The organism is Nostoc sp. DedQUE04 (genome assembly GCF_034530995.1).
GTDB lineage: Bacteria > Cyanobacteriota > Cyanobacteriia > Cyanobacteriales > Nostocaceae > Nostoc.
The window spans coordinates 40,172-57,194 of sequence record NZ_JAVRCA010000047.1 but is presented as its reverse complement, the minus strand read 5'-3'; the positions used below and the strand labels follow the sequence as shown (position 1 = coordinate 57,194).

The 17,023-nt window shown below is 43.8% G+C and carries 14 protein-coding genes and 1 pseudogene; 4 read left to right on the top strand and 11 right to left on the bottom strand.

Annotated features, from left to right (window positions below):
• Positions 1-105 precede the first annotated feature (105 nt).
• The 5 genes from lpxA to purC form a co-directional block, all read right to left on the bottom strand.
• A complete protein-coding gene (gene lpxA / locus RM049_RS26575) occupies positions 106-924 on the bottom strand; it encodes an acyl-ACP--UDP-N-acetylglucosamine O-acyltransferase (protein ID WP_322671486.1) in 819 nt (272 codons plus the stop codon).
• Between the two features lie 311 nt (positions 925-1,235).
• Positions 1,236-1,766: a 3-hydroxyacyl-ACP dehydratase FabZ gene (gene fabZ / locus RM049_RS26570; RefSeq protein WP_322671485.1), complete on the bottom strand. Its 531-nt coding sequence runs from the start codon at positions 1,764-1,766 to the stop codon at positions 1,236-1,238.
• Positions 1,767-1,864: 98 nt separating this feature from the next.
• A complete protein-coding gene (gene lpxC, locus RM049_RS26565) occupies positions 1,865-2,737 on the bottom strand; it encodes a UDP-3-O-acyl-N-acetylglucosamine deacetylase (RefSeq protein WP_322685948.1) in 873 nt (290 codons plus the stop codon).
• A 210-nt stretch (positions 2,738-2,947) separates the two neighbouring features.
• Positions 2,948-5,557: a BamA/TamA family outer membrane protein gene (locus RM049_RS26560; RefSeq protein WP_322690715.1), complete on the bottom strand. Its 2,610-nt coding sequence runs from the start codon at positions 5,555-5,557 to the stop codon at positions 2,948-2,950.
• A 176-nt stretch (positions 5,558-5,733) separates the two neighbouring features.
• Positions 5,734-6,471, bottom strand: coding sequence for a phosphoribosylaminoimidazolesuccinocarboxamide synthase (purC, locus tag RM049_RS26555; RefSeq protein WP_322671482.1), 738 nt, complete (start codon positions 6,469-6,471; stop codon positions 5,734-5,736).
• Between the two features lie 639 nt (positions 6,472-7,110).
• Here purC and RM049_RS26550 point away from each other — a divergent pair.
• Positions 7,111-7,386: a hypothetical protein gene (locus RM049_RS26550; RefSeq protein WP_322671481.1), complete on the top strand. Its 276-nt coding sequence runs from the start codon at positions 7,111-7,113 to the stop codon at positions 7,384-7,386.
• 75 nt (positions 7,387-7,461) lie between these two features.
• Here RM049_RS26550 and RM049_RS26545 read toward each other — a convergent pair.
• The 6 genes and pseudogenes from RM049_RS26545 to RM049_RS26520 form a co-directional block, all read right to left on the bottom strand.
• Positions 7,462-10,058 (bottom strand): annotated as a pseudogene (locus RM049_RS26545) (GAF domain-containing protein).
• A 242-nt stretch (positions 10,059-10,300) separates the two neighbouring features.
• Positions 10,301-11,431, bottom strand: a complete 1,131-nt coding sequence (locus RM049_RS26540) for a glycosyltransferase family 1 protein (protein ID WP_322706285.1) — start codon at positions 11,429-11,431, stop codon at positions 10,301-10,303.
• A gap of 6 nt (positions 11,432-11,437) precedes the next feature.
• Positions 11,438-12,082: a DUF4291 domain-containing protein gene (locus tag RM049_RS26535; protein WP_322706284.1), complete on the bottom strand. Its 645-nt coding sequence runs from the start codon at positions 12,080-12,082 to the stop codon at positions 11,438-11,440.
• A gap of 12 nt (positions 12,083-12,094) precedes the next feature.
• Positions 12,095-13,249, bottom strand: coding sequence for an NAD-dependent epimerase/dehydratase family protein (locus RM049_RS26530; RefSeq protein WP_100899423.1), 1,155 nt, complete (start codon positions 13,247-13,249; stop codon positions 12,095-12,097).
• A complete protein-coding gene (locus RM049_RS26525) occupies positions 13,224-13,454 on the bottom strand; it encodes a hypothetical protein (protein WP_322706283.1) in 231 nt (76 codons plus the stop codon). The genes RM049_RS26530 and RM049_RS26525 overlap by 26 nt, the downstream gene beginning before the upstream one ends.
• Before the next feature lie 20 nt (positions 13,455-13,474).
• Complete coding sequence (locus RM049_RS26520) at positions 13,475-14,005, bottom strand: hypothetical protein (protein ID WP_322671477.1); 531 nt, start codon at positions 14,003-14,005, stop codon at positions 13,475-13,477.
• 300 nt (positions 14,006-14,305) lie between these two features.
• Between RM049_RS26520 and RM049_RS26515 the strand changes: the two genes are divergently transcribed.
• From RM049_RS26515 to RM049_RS26505, 3 genes are all read left to right on the top strand, one after another.
• Positions 14,306-14,659 carry a hypothetical protein gene (locus RM049_RS26515; RefSeq protein ID WP_322706282.1) on the top strand — a complete coding sequence of 118 codons (354 nt, stop codon included), beginning with the start codon at positions 14,306-14,308 and terminating at the stop codon, positions 14,657-14,659.
• A 78-nt stretch (positions 14,660-14,737) separates the two neighbouring features.
• Positions 14,738-16,249, top strand: a complete 1,512-nt coding sequence (locus RM049_RS26510) for an AAA family ATPase (RefSeq protein WP_322671475.1) — start codon at positions 14,738-14,740, stop codon at positions 16,247-16,249.
• Between the two features lie 141 nt (positions 16,250-16,390).
• A complete protein-coding gene (locus RM049_RS26505; RefSeq protein WP_094350625.1) occupies positions 16,391-16,741 on the top strand; it encodes a DUF1257 domain-containing protein in 351 nt (116 codons plus the stop codon).
• Positions 16,742-17,023 lie beyond the last annotated feature (282 nt).

Here is a 17,023-nt window from a genome sequence, read left to right as displayed (position 1 = left end):
AATCCCACCTCATCAGCTACGCTTTTGCTCCCCTCCTCGCTTGCGGGGAGGGGTTGGGGGTGGGGTGATTATGGGTAATTCGACAGACATGATATATCTTACATCTCACGATTCATCACTTGCGCCTTTTTTCCCTTTACTGGGAATCAAGCCACGTCTTCCAGGCATCTGAGAAAGTAGAAGGAAGCGTCGCAGATGCTGCAATTCTTCGCTATCCCCTAACAATTCCAACTGTTCCAAAGCATCCTTAAAAGACAAATCAGAACGGTAGAGAATGCGGAAGGCTTTTTTCAGCAAAAGCAAATCTGCTGAGTCCATACCAGACCGTTTGAGTCCGACAAGATTGAGGGTTCGCACCCGCGCTGGATTTCCTTCCACCAGCATATATGGGGCCACATCCCGGTCAATACGTGCCATACCTCCCACCATTGCTTGTCTACCAATATGCACAAATTGGTGGACACCTAAAACCCCACTTAGCCTAGCGCGTGATTCTATATGGACATGACCCGCCAACGCCACAGAGTTAGCAATCACTACTTGGTCTTCAATGACGCAGTTATGAGCCACATGGACATAAGCCATCAAAAGATTACCATCGCCAATTACCGTAGCTTCACCAGCACCGGTAGCGCGGTTAATGGTAACGTACTCACGAATCAAGTTATTATCACCAATTTTCACCCAGGTTGGTTCTCCTACAAACTTCAAATCCTGGGGTTCCATACCGATGGCTGCACCAGTAAAAATCTGATTTTGCGCCCCAATTTCACAAGGCCCCTCTAGCACTGCATGAGCGCCGATTATTGTTTCAGGGCCCACTTTAACATGCGCTCCAATCACAGCATAGGCACCGACTTGCACTGTATGGTGGAGTTCCGATTTCGGATGAATTACAGCAGTTGGATGAATTAGCGTTTTCAAGGGTGAATCTCCAGAACTGTCTTAATAATCCAGCGCCAGGCGGGGTTTCTGAGGCAGGGCGTTACTCTGCTTAAGAGAGTTGTACCGACTACCGCCCCATTGAGGCGACTGGCGTTGTTGAGCGTGAAATATTTCAGTGAACGAAAGTGTCGGGCAAAGCAAGTTAAGTGTGTTTGTGAGTGCGTCTCGTAGAGAGGGCGGCGAAAATCAAGAAATTACTCAGATGCTATTGTGGATTTTTTAACTGTTATCCTGAAACAGGATTCAGTAGGGGCATTTCACGGCTATACCCATACCACGAAAGCAAACTTTTAGCTAACTAAAGAGAACATTAATTCCCCTTCACAAGCAAGTTGACCATCAACTTCGGCACGACCTTGCATCTTACCGAAACGACGTTGTTTTACCCATAACAGTTCCACCGTCATTAGTAGTTGATCCCCCGGCACGACCTGGCGACGAAAGCGAACTTTATCGATACCAGCGAAGACGAACAACCCGCCTTCTACCGAAGACATTTGAGTTAGGACAATGCCTCCAACTTGTGCCATTGCTTCAACAATTAGCACCCCTGGCATCAGTGGACGTTCAGGGAAATGTCCTTGAAAATGGGGTTCGTTGATAGTGACATTTTTAACTCCAACAGCTTTTTTACCTGGCACGTAGTCAATGATTTTGTCTACAAGTAAAAATGGGTAGCGATGGGGTAGTAATTTCTGAATTTCTTCAGATGTGAAAGTTGTTTTAATCTCAGAACTGATTGTAATCTCATTTATACCCTGTGGTTCGGTAGATGTAGGTGTAGTCGTATCGATGGTATTCACTTCAGTGAGGATTGACATTGGCCGTGTAGTTGATTTTTTATCTAAAAGTTGAGTAGGCAAGCGTATATCCAAAGCCTTAATAATCCTGGATGCAAACTTTAGATCGAATCTAAAATCTAAAATTGTTCGACTGAGCGCAGCCGAAGTCCAAAATCTAAAATTTTCTGAGCCAGTTGAATGTGTAAATTATGACTGGCTTTATACGCTAAAAAATGAGCACGAGGAAAAGTTCCAAGTAAACTCAAATCTCCTACTAAATCCAAGATTTTATGACGGACTGGCTCATTTGCAAATCTCAACGGTGGATTTAGCCAGCCTTCTGGGCCACAAACGAGTGCATTATCCAAACTGCCACCTTTAATTAACCCTGTTTTTTGTAAGTGTTCAATTTGATGCAGTAACCCAAAAGTACGAGCAGGAGCGATTTCCGCAGCAAAGCTAGCAGAAGTTTTTTCTAGTTCAGGAGTTAGCGACCAACTATGCCATTGATTACCAATAGCGGGCAGGTCAAAATCAATACCGTAACTAAAGCGGGTTTCTGCTGCTGGAAGGGCAGATACAAAGGCATCCCCTTGATAGACCCATATTGGTTCTGTAATAGCCCAGGGAACTTGGTTGTTAACGAGTTGTGGGACTAAGCCAACTTGGGCAATATTAGCTGTCCACACACTTGCTGAACCATCTAAAAGTGGGACTTCTGGGCCATCAATTTCAATTCGGGCATTATCCACACCCATACTCGAAAGTGCTGCCAACAAATGCTCTACCGTGCGAACATATACCTCACCTTTACCCAACTGAGTTGAGAGAACAGTGTGACTAACTGCTGCAACTTGGGCTGGAATTATTGGCAAATCCGGTAAATCCACCCGCACAAAGTAGCGTCCACTTCCCGCTTCGGCTGGTAATATCCGCACCTGGGTATTCACACCGCTATGCAGTCCCACCCCTATTTGGGTGATTTGGGCTGCTAGAGTGTGCTGTCGCATAGCCGAAAAGTTAATATATTTCCTTTAGTATTGTTCATCGTCTGTTTTGGTAAAATCCCTGATATTCCCTGAAAAATGTCATTAATCCCTTTATCGGAACAGTATTGAGGTAAATGTAACAATTAGCAAGCTAATCCAGAAAAGTTATGAGTTAACAGTGAAAAATGAGCAATTAAAACTCATAACTCCTAACTTCTAACTCCTAATTACTTAAAATCTTTCGCCAATACCGAAATTAATCCGACTGTCACCATCATCGTTGATACCGTAGTCAATCCGAATCGGCCCCAGTGGAGATTGGACGCGAACGCCAAGACCATAGCCAAAGCCACTGCCATTTTTGTTCAACACTTCAGCAGCCCTAGTACTAGTTCCCAGGTCACTACCAAGATCAAAAAATAGTGCCCCGCTGACTACTGAAAAAACTGGAAACCGATACTCAACTGATGCTTGCACATAAGAGCGTCCACTACCTAATGCTCCTTCTTCATAACCCCGGACGGAGTTACTACCCCCAAGGGTAAAAGCTTCGTAGGGAGGTAAGTCTCCAATGATGGTTCCTGCTTGCAGGTTAAATGCTAAGGTTTGTGCCCCTTTGCTGAGGCTAATCAGCTTAATGGGTAAATATTGGCTGTAGCTACCCCGGAATCTGGTCAGGAAGATGTTGCCTAGCCCCACAGGGACTGACTGATCGACTCCAAAGCGGAGATAAGAACCACTAGTGGGTTGCAGGGGGTTATTACGGAGATCGCGCTGTGCCCCTACTTGTAACAGTAGTAAATCGTCTTGACCGCCGCTAGAGAGGGTCAGTGGAATTTCATCACTGAGGCGGTTTCCAGTATCATCATCAAATACCGCTCCTGTTTTTCTCAGATTGCCGTCAGCATCACGAGCAGAAACTCGTTGATACTGTAAACCCGCTGAGGCAGTCCAGACAGAAGTTTTATAGGGATTTGCAGAGAGGGGACGGGTAAAGGTAACACCACCACCTACACGGAGAATCCGGGGGCGATCCTGAGAATCTACATCGGTGGGATTACCCGGATCAAACGTCCTAATATCTTCATCTTTACCATCGAAAATCAACGAAATAGAACTGCGACGGAAAATATTGGTTGTGTAGGAAGTCCGGTAAGGATCTCCTGCGATCCAGGGGTCGGTAAACCGCACGTCAAACAGCAGTTCCCGTTCTCCCACCTGTATTTCTGTCCCCAGTTTTTGGTTTCTACCGTTCAGGTTTTGCTGTTGATAGCTAACTGTTCCAAAAAGTCCGCTAGCAGAACTAATCCCTGCCCCAGCCGCAATAGAGCCGCTGCTGCGTTCAGCTACATTCACTACTACATCCACCTTGCTGGGGTCTGTACCAGGGTCAAGAGACACATTCACATCTTCAAACAGTCCCAATCCATACACGCGCTGTAGGTCTTTTTGTACTGTGTTGCGATTGAATACTTGTCCTGGCTTCAACTCCACTTCTCGGGTAATAATGTACTCTTGTGTCCGTCCGCGAATTGGTTGTCCTTTTTCGTCTGTTTCCTGTCCATCTTTGTTGCGGAACCGGACTCTAATATTTTCTACTACCCCTTCTGCTACTTGTAAGGTAACAACTCCGCTTTCAGAGACTTGTGGCGCTCCAATCACGTTAGCTAGGACGTAACCTTGGTCTTGATACCGCTTGTTTAACTGCTTGATGCCTTCTTGCAAGTCACGCAAATTGAGAATTTTGCCATACTGCTCCCGAAAGACTTCATCCACAGTGTTTGCTGGTAGTACAGAAGGGACACCAGTGCCAGGATTGGCTTGCACTTCTACTTTGCTGAGGACGGGATTAGGTTGGACAACAAAGCTTACCCGCACTCCCAAGGGGGTATCTTCTGGCGCTGCTTGGACGTTGGAGAAGAAGCCAGTACCAAAGATAGCGTTAATATCTTCTTGCAGTTGGCTGCGCGTAGTTGTTTGTCCTGGTTGGGTACGAATTACTCTGTAAACTTGGCTTTCCAGTTCTGGTGATAGTTGCCCAGCTTGGGATCTAACTACTACTTCCGATACCAGTACGCGGGGGTCATTGGCTTCTGGGGCTGTGTTGGGTTGGGTATTGTCCGGAGTTGTCGGTGGATTAACATTCTGCGGACTGGGAGTAGTGCCTGGGAATGGAGTATTGCCCGGAGTTGTCGGTGGATTAACATTCTGCGGACTGGGAGTAGTGCCTGGGAATGGAGTATTGCCCGGAGTTGTCGGTGGGTTAACATTCTGGGGACTGGGAGTAGCGCCTGGGAATAACGTAGGTGTTCTTTGTTGGCTAGCTGGGGGGGGGATATCTGGAGTAGCTGATGGTTCTGGAGTTGTGGGTAATAAAGGTTCTGTTGTCGGTGGATTTACATTTTCTGGGACTGGAGTGGTCTCAGGAGTTGGGGAAAGCGTTGGTTGTTGAATTTCTGGCGGTGGAATGTCTGGAGCCGGAGACGGCTGTTGAGTAGGACTGGGATTATTAATTTCAGGGGTTTGTGCAGTTCTTGGCGTTGTGGAGGTTGGCACAATTACCTTTGGGGCCGCGCTTGCTGCTGGGTTGGCAGGGTAAATTGCGACGACGCGGGATTGGGGACGCTCTGCCTCTATAGTTGCTGTAGATTTAGGTTGAGATTCTAGACTTTTACTAGAGTTAACCTGACCAGTGTCCTTTTCTGAGTGTTGATTTTTTTCTAGTGTCAAAACTTCTGTTGACTGTTTGGAATTGTTGGCGGTTTCTGCATTCGCACTCAATGAGCCACCCAAAGGGGCTGCAATTGCTACTGCTGCCAGCAATACGGGAGATAAACGCATTTTACTTATATTCCTCTTCACGACCACACACACACCATCACAAGGCAATAATGCCCTTATCTCACAGGTAAAACTCAAAACATAATTTTTTTCTTTTGCTTTTTTACTTTACAAGGCAAAAGGCAAAAGGCAAAAGTTAAATATAATTACCTTCTCACCTTTTGGTTTTTACCTGGTTAATTTGTAGTTTCTACTGCTTTTAGCACTCTTTGTAAAACCTCCTGGTAGGCATCCTCTACATTTCCTAAGTCTCGGCGAAAGCGATCTTTGTCCATTACCCGGCGGTTTGAGTCCTTTTCTGCGGTATCCCATAAACGACAGGTGTCGGGGCTAATTTCATCTGCCAAGAGTAACTGCTGTTGTGAGTCCAAACCAAACTCTAATTTGAAGTCTACTAGGGTAATGCCACACCGTTGCCAAAAGTTATTAAGAAATTCATTGATTTGCAATGCAAGATGTGTAATTGCGTCTACTTGTTCCGCAGTCGCCAGTTCTAGCAGGTACAGGCGATCGCGTGTCAACAAAGGATCTCCTAATGGATCGTTTTTATAATAGAACTCAACCAAAGGCTGTTTCAGAATTGTACCCACTGGTAAACCAGTTTGCTGACACAAACTGCCAGCAGCAATATTTCTGATCACCACTTCTAAGGGTAAAATCTTTACTGCTCTCACCCGCATTTGATTCGGGGCAGGACTATCGATAAAGTGAGTCTTTATACCATAATCCTCTAACTGTTTAAAAAGCTGGCTAGAAATGCTACAATTAATTTTTCCTTTTCCTTCGATGTTGCCACGCTTTTGGGCGTTAAACGCTGTGGCATCGTCTTTAAAATCAGCCAACAAGACTTCTGGATCGTCCGTTGTATAAAGAATTTTTGCTTTGCCTTCGTATAACTTGGAATTAACAGACATGGTGGCAGGTAGTGTTTTAGGCGATGGACAAAAATTGTCCTTTGAGGCTTCACCATTTTATCTTTAGTTATTAACTATTAGCCATTGGTGATTATTTAAGAGGAAGCAGAGGCAGGTAAAAATAAGTAATAACTAATACCCAGATCAATTTTCTCTTGTGGATCGCTGTTTAATAGCCAGTTGCCAAATATTTATAACTAAATCTCTAACTTTTAACAGAGGACAATTTGCTTTCGGATCTAGTATTTTCACTTAAGTAGTTTTACGCTCAGAATTTGAATGAGTTTTGATAAAATAAGTTACTTAGGCATACTAGTATGTCATAATAATTTGTACCTAAAGATTTCGACTGAAGCTAATTACAATTTCAACTTCATAAATGAAGATGAGATAAATTGATAACCAGGAGGAAAATAAAATATTCTCTCTAGTTACTTTGGCGCAAACTTTTTTTGTAATATTTACAACACAAAGTATCTTAAGCTTTATCCTCTAGTATCAAAAGCTAAACTAACCAATTTCCGATCGACAATTGGAAAAGGAGTCGGACGATCTGATTTACCCCAATCTGACAAAAGTAAAGATTAGGTTAGCTGGAAATTCAGCTTCAGAAACCCAAACACAAGGTGAATTGAATAAATGGAGAAAAAAATAGTGAACAAGGATGATTTTCTCTTCCCTCGCGGTCGCTACTACGGTCAGGTGAAGCCAGAAAACTTGGTTTTTAATGCAAATCTCCAGGAATTTGCTCAACGGGTAAGTTACATTTGCAACTTAGAGACAGGTGGAAAACTACCTCCAGGTGCAGCTTACGAACAAATAAAGGATCTATGGAAACAGTTGAAACGCTCAAAAAAAGAGCTAGGAATTGGCGAAGACCCCTTTCAAGATAACCAGGGAGAGACTCAAGATTAAATGGGGAATTAGGCATTGGGCATTGGGCATGGGGCATTGGGAACTGATAAATGACAAATGACTAATGACAAATGACTACTTAGTAAGCATTGTCCAGACACCATCCCAGGACTCTGGAGGCGGGGTTTGTTGATAATTACGCGCACGCTCTAGGTGGATATCAACAGCTTGATCTTGGGGTTGAATGCATTTGGCGGCTTCAAAACAGGCGATCGCTTGTGAAAAGTTGCGCGATAAATAAGCCGAGCGTCCAGTATGATAGTGAAACAAAAACTCTTGAGTGTTGGCATCTAGAGGGGTAGTCCGATCGCCAATTAACTCGTAGATATTAACAGCCTGGTGTTTCCCTTTGACTCGGATTTTATCTAACTGGCGCACCCAAATGCGATCGCTGCACAATTGGTAAGTAAATTCACTCAAAAGAATATCACAACCGTAATCTTTAGTTACCGCTTCCAAGCGCGAACTTAAATTTACACATCTCCAATGACGGTGTAATCCATCCGTTTGCGGGAACCAATATTACCCGAAACCACATCCCCAGAACTAATCCCAATGCCAATACGAATTTGCGGCTGCGCCTGGATAATTCGCCGTTGGTTAAATTCCTCTAAGCGGTGTCTCATATCTAACGCTGACTGCACAGCCCTCCAAGCATGATTTTCTGTCAATGGTAGCGGCGCACCAAATACCGCCATTAAGGCATCACCAATAAATTTGTCGAGAGTGCCTTCGTGGTTAAAAACCGCCTCCACCATCGTTTCAAAATACTGATTGAGCAGCAATACCACCTCAGCTGCACCGAGATTTTCTGTAAGTGTTGTGTAGCCACGGATATCAGAAAACAAGATAGTTACTTCCTTGCGTTCGCCTACCATTAAAGCATCTTCCCCTAGAGCCATAACTTGTTCAGCGACATGGGGCGTTAGGTAGCGGGACATGGTAGTTTTCATTCGTTTCTCCTGAGTAATGTCTTCTAAGACCACCAAACCACCACGTACACCGCCTTCTGGGTTAGTCAGGGGATTAACAGTAAGATTGATATTGCGCTCTAATGTTTGTACCTCATTAGAAGTGAGAAACTCAGATTGGGGAGTCAGAGGTTGATTCCAAGGAATAAAAATATCAGGGTTGGTGCGATCGCGCACTGCTAAAATTGAGTGCTGAGTACTGAATGCTAAGTATTGAGTTTCACTTTTAACTCCTAACTCCTCACTTATAACTTGATGCACTCCCAGCATCAAACTTTGCTCTGGCACATAATGTTTAGCTCCAGTTTTTAGACTATCTTCTAGTCGCATTTGGAGATTTTCAATTGGGACAACTTCCCACACTAGGCGACCAATCAAATTTTGTTCCCACAAAAGCTTGTTGTTTTTACTATTAGCGTCTCCTATCGGACAACCCAGCAACTCTAGGGCTGCATCATTAATCGTGACAATCTGTCCTGCCATATCTGTAGAAATCACGGCATCTGACAGACTTTGTAAAATATCTTTTTGATATTGTTTTTCTAACAGTACATTTTCAAACAGCCGAGCATTTTCTAAGGCAATTCCTGCCTGATTATTAAAAGCCCGCATAAACTCTTCATCAGAAGCAGTAAAACTGCTTTGTTGCTTATTAATTAATTGTGTAACGCCAATCAATTCATTTGCAGAATTAAACACTGGTAAGCATAAGATATTGCGAGTTATATAACCAGTTTTTTTATCTGTAGTCGGGTCAAAACGGGGGTCTTTATAAGCATCAGAAATATTTAAGGCTTCACCAGTGGAAGCTACATATCCAGCAATGCCACGGTTAGCGGGAATGCGAATTTCTATCAAGTTTGTGCCATCTGCTGCTGCTGCAACTTTCGTCCAGAGTTCGTTTAGCTCTTTACGATATAAAAACAGTGTGCTGCGGTCTGCTTGCATTAAAATTCGAGCTTGTTCCATGACTATCTGCAAAGTCGCTTCTAAATCTAAACTTTGCCCCAGTGTCTGAGTTGCCCGCAACAAAGCCGTTGTGCCTCTTTGATTCCGAGCCGCTACATAAAAAGATTGGCAGCTTTCCAGGATAATACCAATCGAAGCCGCAAAGTCTCGAAAACGTTCTTCATCATCATGATTAAACGGAACATTCCCGGTTTTATTAGCTAGTTGCACTACCGCTACAGTCTGGTTTTTGCTACTGATAACGGGCATACATAAAATATTACGGATTTTGTAGCCCATTTGTTTTTCAAGTTCTGGGCTAAATAGAGGATGAGTATAAGTTTCAGATATATTTAGATATTGACCTGTACTAGCAACATGGCCAGGAATACCCACTGTAATGGGAGTACGAATTTCTAAGAATTTTTGGGTATTATCTTGAGGAACTTTTGACCACAGTTGACCTTTGTCATAATCAACTAAAAAAATGGCTGTATGTTCTGCTTGGAGAATTTGACCAATTTTGAGTGTGATAGCTTCTAATACTTTCTCCAACATAGTTTCTAGAGCTTCATTATTGATCAATTCAATAGCTCTCAGAAATTGCTGGAACTCAGCAGTTATAAAGTCGAGTAAGCAAACAAATTCATTAACAGATAAGTCTTTGACGCGACGCAGTAGGGCATGAGCGCGATTAACTTGAGTCAGTTCAGTTAATGTAGCCAAGACGCTGCCAGAGTTGGGGAGTGTCACGTCGCTTCGCTCCGAATTAAAAATTCAAAATTCAAAATTAATAATCCCCATAAATAAATGGGCTTGTATCATGAGTCTGTTTCGGTCATAAGAATTTTAGATTTTGGGCATAGGGCATTGGGCATAGGGCATGGGGCATTGGGCATAGGGCATGGGGCATAGGGCATGGGGCATTTGTCATTTGTCATTAATTATCCTCCCCTGCTCCCCTGCCTCCCCTGCCTCCCCTGCTCCCCACTTCCTTATTTTGCTAACTGTTCAGAAAATATCACTTTTTGATAGTAATCTTGTAGCTGCCTGGTAGCAGCTGCCCAACCCCAAGTTTCTGCTTCCTGACGAGCATTTTTACGGATGATATCTCGTTGTTGTTTTTGTTCTAAAAGTCGAACAGTAGCAGCGATGGCTCCTTGAACATCTGCTGTTGGCTCAAAAAGATATCCATTTACCTCATCTGTCACAATATCAGGAATTCCCCCGGAACGGGCTGCTACTACCGGACAGCCAGCAGCCATCGCTTCTAGTAGCACTAAGCCTAGTGTTTCTGTGCGGGAAGGAAAGATGAAGGCATCAGCACTCGCAAAGGCAGAGCCTAACTCTTGCCCCATAAGATAGCCAACAAAATAAGTGTTTGTACCAGCAAAGTGTTTTTGCAATGCTTCACGGTGGGGGCCATCTCCAACCAATGCTAACCGCGCTTCGGGAATTGCTTCTAAAATTGGTTTGATGCGCTCAATTTCTTTTTCAGCCGAAAGTCGCCCAACGTAAAGTAGTAATGGACTTTCTGGATGATTTTGTGATAGACGCGATCGCATCTCTACACTAGCTAAATCGGGATGAAATAATTCTGTATCTACCCCACGCTGCCATAAATCTACACGTTCAATACCATGTGCTGTCAGTTCCTCCACCATTGCTGTGGAGGTACACAGATTCAAAGCAGCTTGATTATGAGCGCCTTTGAGCAGTTCCCAAAGAAAACCTTCCAGCATCCCTAAGCCGTAATGCTGGAGATATTGGGGTAAATGGGTATGGTAAGACGCTACTAAGGGTATTTTGAGGATTTTGCTATAAAATATGCCAGATAAACCCAAAACTGCTGGATTCACGACATGAATAATATCTGGCTTAAATTTTTCTAAAACATACCCAATGGCTGGGCGGGGAAGTGCCATTTTTAATTCTGGATACAATGGCAGAGGAAAACCAGTAACGCCGTAAACTTTAGCGCCTTTGTGTTCTGTGATGCCTCCATCAGGGGCAATCACCAGCACTTGATTACCACTGCGCTGGAGATGATCGACAGTATGGCGCAGGCGCGTTACAATGCCGTCAACCTTGGGTAAAAAGGTTTCGGTAAACAGGGCAATTCTCATAAAAAACTATTCAGTCCAGGCAGATAATCTCAGCTTTGCTTGCGTTTCGGTATCAAACACAGAATAGACTCTCTCGCGTGGTGTAATCAATTCTGCACAGTCGGATTTAATATTTTGTCTCTGTTTTTGTACAAAATCCGAGATGTCCTCGATGTTGACAATCCAATCTTTGGCGTAAGCAGCTAGTACTTCACCGCGCAACCCTAACTCAATAGCGCGTCTTTCTAATTTTGTCCCAGATGGGTGATGGTCTGGGTCCCATTGTAGGCGGACTTGCGATCGCTTCAATGCTCTTTGCCATGCACTTTTATCAGGATAAAGTTCTGGAACGTAGCTGGAATGAACAGCCGCCGCTAAAATTTCTTCAAAAGCCGAACGCTTAATCCAAATAGCTAACACTACCTCTTGCCCATTTTTTATACCCCATCCAGAACGATGCATCATCCAGAGGAAGTTAGGTTTTATCCAACTCATACGTTCAAAACTGAACTCACCACCAAAATAACCGTAGGTAGCGGCGAAGTTACCAATAGCTAAACGATACGCTTGATAAACAACAATTGAATGGTCGTCATATTGCGCTAAAATATGACGACCATTTTCAGGCCAATTACTCACTTGAGTGAAATAAGGTTCTGTTATCAGCCGCACGCAGAGTTGATCCTAATTTCTGTGCCAAGAGACTTTGGGCAGAATTTGCTTATGATCGACTCGCGTCTGATACTTGATAGCAAAGTTTAACAGAGAATCGAGGAGAGAATCAGAGAGCAAGTGAGGCTGTAAACCTAAATCGAGCAATTTAGTGTTTTTAGCGTTGAAGTAATGTTCTTCTTTCTCGACTCTGGGATTATCTAAGTGATTGATTTCTACATTCAATCCCATAGCGTTACCAGCTTTTTTCACCATCAATGCCAAGTCGCCGACGCTGAATTGTTCGGTAAATTGGTTAAATACGCGGAATTCACCAGCCTCGGCAGGGTTAGCGATCGCTAATTCCACACATCTGACTGTATCCCGAATATCCAAAAATCCGCGAGTTTGTCCACCTTTACCGTAGACAGTTAACGGATGTCCAATTGCTGCTTGAATACAAAAGCGGTTTAGTGCAGTACCAAACACACCATCGTAATCCAGCCGATTAATCAATAGTTCGTCCATCCCCGTTTCTTCGGTTAAGACACCATAAACTACACCCTGATTTAAATCAGTTGCCCGCAATCCCCAAATCCGGCAAGCAAAGTGGATGTTATGACTATCATGGACTTTGCTTAAGTGGTACATTGAACCGGGCTGCTTGGGATAAGGTAGGGTATCCTTGCGTCCATTGTGTTCAATGGTGATATACCCTTCTTCAATATCAATATTGGGTGTACCGTATTCGCCCATCGTCCCCAGCTTCACCAAATGACAGTCGGGGAAATCTTCCCGCATAGCGTACAGCAAGTTCAACGTCCCAACGACATTATTAACCTGGGTAACAACTGCATGTTCTCGGTCAATCATGGAAAATGGGGCCGAACGCTGTTCGCCAAAATGCACCAGAGCATTTGGCTGAAATTGCTGTAATGTTTTATGGAGAAACTCGTAATTCGTAATATCGCCGATGAACAAGTCAATCGATTTACCCGTCAAATCTTGCCAGCGCTGGAGACGTTGTTGAATTAGTGCGATCGGAGTGAGAGTTTCGACACCAAGTTCATTATCCCAGTGCCGCCGCACCAAACTATCTAAAATTCCAACTTCATAACCTCGATTGGAAAGGTAAAGAGCAGTTGCCCAACCGCAATATCCATCACCACCAATAACCAGGACTTTCATCTTCACCAGTTTTTACTCGCTGATAGCTAAATCTATCAGGTTTCTGTACCCTCTCAATCATCATTCTGAAAGAGATGTGGATTTTGGGCATTGGGCATTGGGCATTGGGCATTGGGCATTGGGCATTGGGCATTGGGCATTGGTCAATAATCAATAATTCTTCTTCCCCTGCCTCCCCTGCTCCCTCATCCCCCTCATGCCCCATGCCCCATGCCCCATGCCCAATTAAAACTTTAAAATCCGATACTCCTGGGCAATGTAATAAAACAAACGATAGTATTCTTGAAAATCTTGGCTCTTGCTTCGTCCGCGCAAATAGTATTTCACTTGACTCTGAGTTAGTGTCAGTGTCATTGAACCTAATCGTCGATCAACTTCTACAACCAGCACCCCAGATACTCCTTGGGCGGTTTGAAAGTTGGGTTTGAGCTTTTTCTCTGATTCTTGGTTTGTAACAATCGAATTCGGTAGCTGCTGACTTGCCCACCCTCGAATTTCCACCGTTTTGTTCTGGGGTGAAATCAACGCAATTCCATCACCATTTTCTGATGCTGCTAAAGAAATCCAGTTACTCGGATACGGAAATTCAAAGCCATAACGGGAGTTGCTATAAGTTTTCCAGGCGATCGCTCCAGCGTTAAAATTATTTGCAGTACAACCCCACAAAATTATTAACACGGCAATAACTCCGCTAACGCTGACGGCAAACCGATAAATTCTTCGCTCCAAACTACAGGTTTTATTAGCAGTAGTCATTTACATCACACATTTTGCCAAAGTCACTGATTTCATAGAAATACCAGGAAATACCAGAAACTCTGATCTTGCACTATTCTCAATCAGCTAACTAGTAATCTGCCACATCAATTTTAAGAGATTCGTAGTGAGCGATTTATCGCTCAATTTCAAGGGCTAGAGCCACTAATGATGATGCCAGCAACCAAAAATATAAATAAATGTAACGAAATAGACGTTAAAACGTTTTACTGTCTTGACAACCAATAAAAGAACCGATAACTTGATATACATACCCGGGTAAGACCGTTAAAGAGTTATATGCAAACGCAAACTAAGCAAAAGGTCACTTTGTATTTATCGCCAGAGTTGCACAGAAAACTGAAGATTCGTTCAGCAGTTGATTCCGAGCCAATGTCAGAACTTGCCGAACGTGCCCTTGGTTTTTACCTATCCAATCAAGAATTGGTTGACGAGTTAGAAGACTCTTCTTATGGGCGGACTCATAGAGTTTATTCATGCCCAACTTGTGATAGCTCACTAGTCTTACGTGATGGGGAACTGGTTACTTTAGGCAATCAACCAGGAGTAGTTGGTCAAGAGCATCTTTCTCTCGATGAGATGGATGAAGGTAAAACCAATCCCAAGGGTGAGGAAGAGTTAGTTCCTTGCTAGATAGATATTCATGATTCGGTTGTCTTTACCAGAAGCAATGTCTCTACTGTCTCTATAAGGTCTCAAGTAGGTCGAAGTATGAACGAAGAGCTCAAGATCCTAATTCAAGCTCAATACCCTTTAATCTACCTTGTTACCTCCGAGGAAGAGCGGGCCGAGCAAGCAATTTCCACTATCGCCCAGTTGTTAAAGCCCCAGCGTCGGGTATTTGTTTGGACAGTAACACACGGGATTGTTGAGTACGGTCAACCCCGGAATGTTACCCAACATAATACCGTGTCTCCAGAAGCGGCGATTGAGTGGATTATCCGGCAGAAAGAAGCAAGTATATTTATTCTTAAAGATTTACATCCCTTTATAGATGCGCCTGCAACTAACCGATCGCTACGTGATGCGATCGCTAGTTTCAAAGGTATGCAAAAGAACATCGTTTTGATGTCTCCGATGCAACAAGTACCTATAGAACTGGAAAAAGAAGTTGTCGTTCTCGACTTTACATTGCCAGATATGGCTGAGTTGAATAAAGTATTAACTCACCATATAGAGCAAAATCGCGGTCGGCGACTGACAACAGAAGCCAGAGAAAAACTTCTCAGAGCTGCTTTGGGTCTAACTAAAGATGAAGCGGAGAAAGTCTACCGTAAGGCACAGGTAACTAAAGAGCGTTTAACCGAAGATGAAGTAGACATCGTTTTATCTGAGAAAAAGCAACTAATTCGGCGTAATGGCATCTTAGAATATATTGAAGAAGATGAAACTATTGATGCTGTAGGTGGCTTAGAAGAGTTAAAAAGATGGCTCAAGCAACGCTCTAACGCTTTCACAGAAAGAGCGAGAGAGTACGGTTTGCCTCAACCAAAGGGGATGTTAATTTTAGGAGTTCCCGGTTGCGGTAAGTCATTGATTGCCAAAACTACTTCCCGACTGTGGGGTTTACCACTGTTGCGATTAGATATGGGGCGAGTCTACGACGGCTCAATGGTGGGACGAAGTGAGGCAAATCTGCGAAACGCCCTGAAAACAGCAGAATCTATTTCTCCAGCGATTTTGTTTATCGATGAATTAGATAAATCCTTTGCTGGTAGTGGAGGTTCCTCTGATTCTGATGGGGGGACTTCAAGTAGAATCTTCGGCTCTTTCCTCACCTGGATGCAAGATAAGAAATCACCAGTGTTCGTGATGGCAACAGCCAACAGAGTAGAACGCTTACCTGGCGAGTTCTTGAGGAAAGGACGATTTGATGAAATTTTCTTTGTCGATTTGCCAACACCGGAAGAACGGCAGCAAATTTTCAACATTCATCTGACCAAGCGCCGTGAAGACATCTCTCGATTCGATCTTGAGCAATTAGCCAAGATGTCTGATGGCTTTTCTGGGGCAGAAATTGAACAAGCGATCGTTGCGGCAATGTATGAAGCTTTTGCCCAAGATCGGGAGTTCACCCAACTAGATATTATTGCTGCACTGAAGGCAACATTGCCGCTGTCTCGAACGATGCAAGAACAAGTAACGGCTCTGAGAGATTGGGCCAGACAGCGCGCACGCCCCGCAGCATCCTCCGTAGCTGAATATCAGCGAATGGAGTTTTAAAAGCTTTCCTCTGCCATCCCAGGGGGAAAGGCTAGCTGAAAATGCTAGCAGTTATAAGAAAAGCCGCATCTTGTTAAGCGCGGCTTCGCCCAAAACAAACCGTTGTCGTTTTTCTCAATCTTCTCATTGGAGGAAACCCAAATGTCTCACTTTAGCACCCTGCGTACCAAAATCACCGATGCCGAAATCCTCAAGGCTTCCTTGCGCGACCTCGGTATCAGCGTAAAGACTGAAGCTGATGTCCGTGGTTATAACGGTCAGCGTGTCCGTTCTGACATCGTTGCCGTGTTGGAAGGCGAATATGACCTCGGCTGGTCTCGCAATGGCGATGGTTCTTTTGACCTAATCGCTGACCTGTGGGGCGTTGCTAAGAAGCACAACCAAACCGAGTTGATCAACTCAATCAACCAAAAGTATGCCGTTAACAAAACTTTGGCTGAAGTAAAACAGCGCGGTTTGCAAAACGCCAATGTGAAGTTGGTATTGCAATAACAATTTCTCTGCGCGTTCCCAAAGCTGCACGGGTTAACCATATAAATAGCGGTTAGCCCGCTTTTTTATCGGGACTGAGATATATTTCTCAGTCCTGATTTTTTATATAAATCTAATAACATCTGGCGGTTACGATTTAACCACTTGAACATTTCATCTGTTTGCTTTTAGAGGGAGTTGTGTTCATATATTTAATTTGTCTATGGATATAGAATATCTCTGGCACTATCTTAATTGTCTGGTGCAAGATGTTAGCTACCAAACCTGATTGAAATCTAAAAT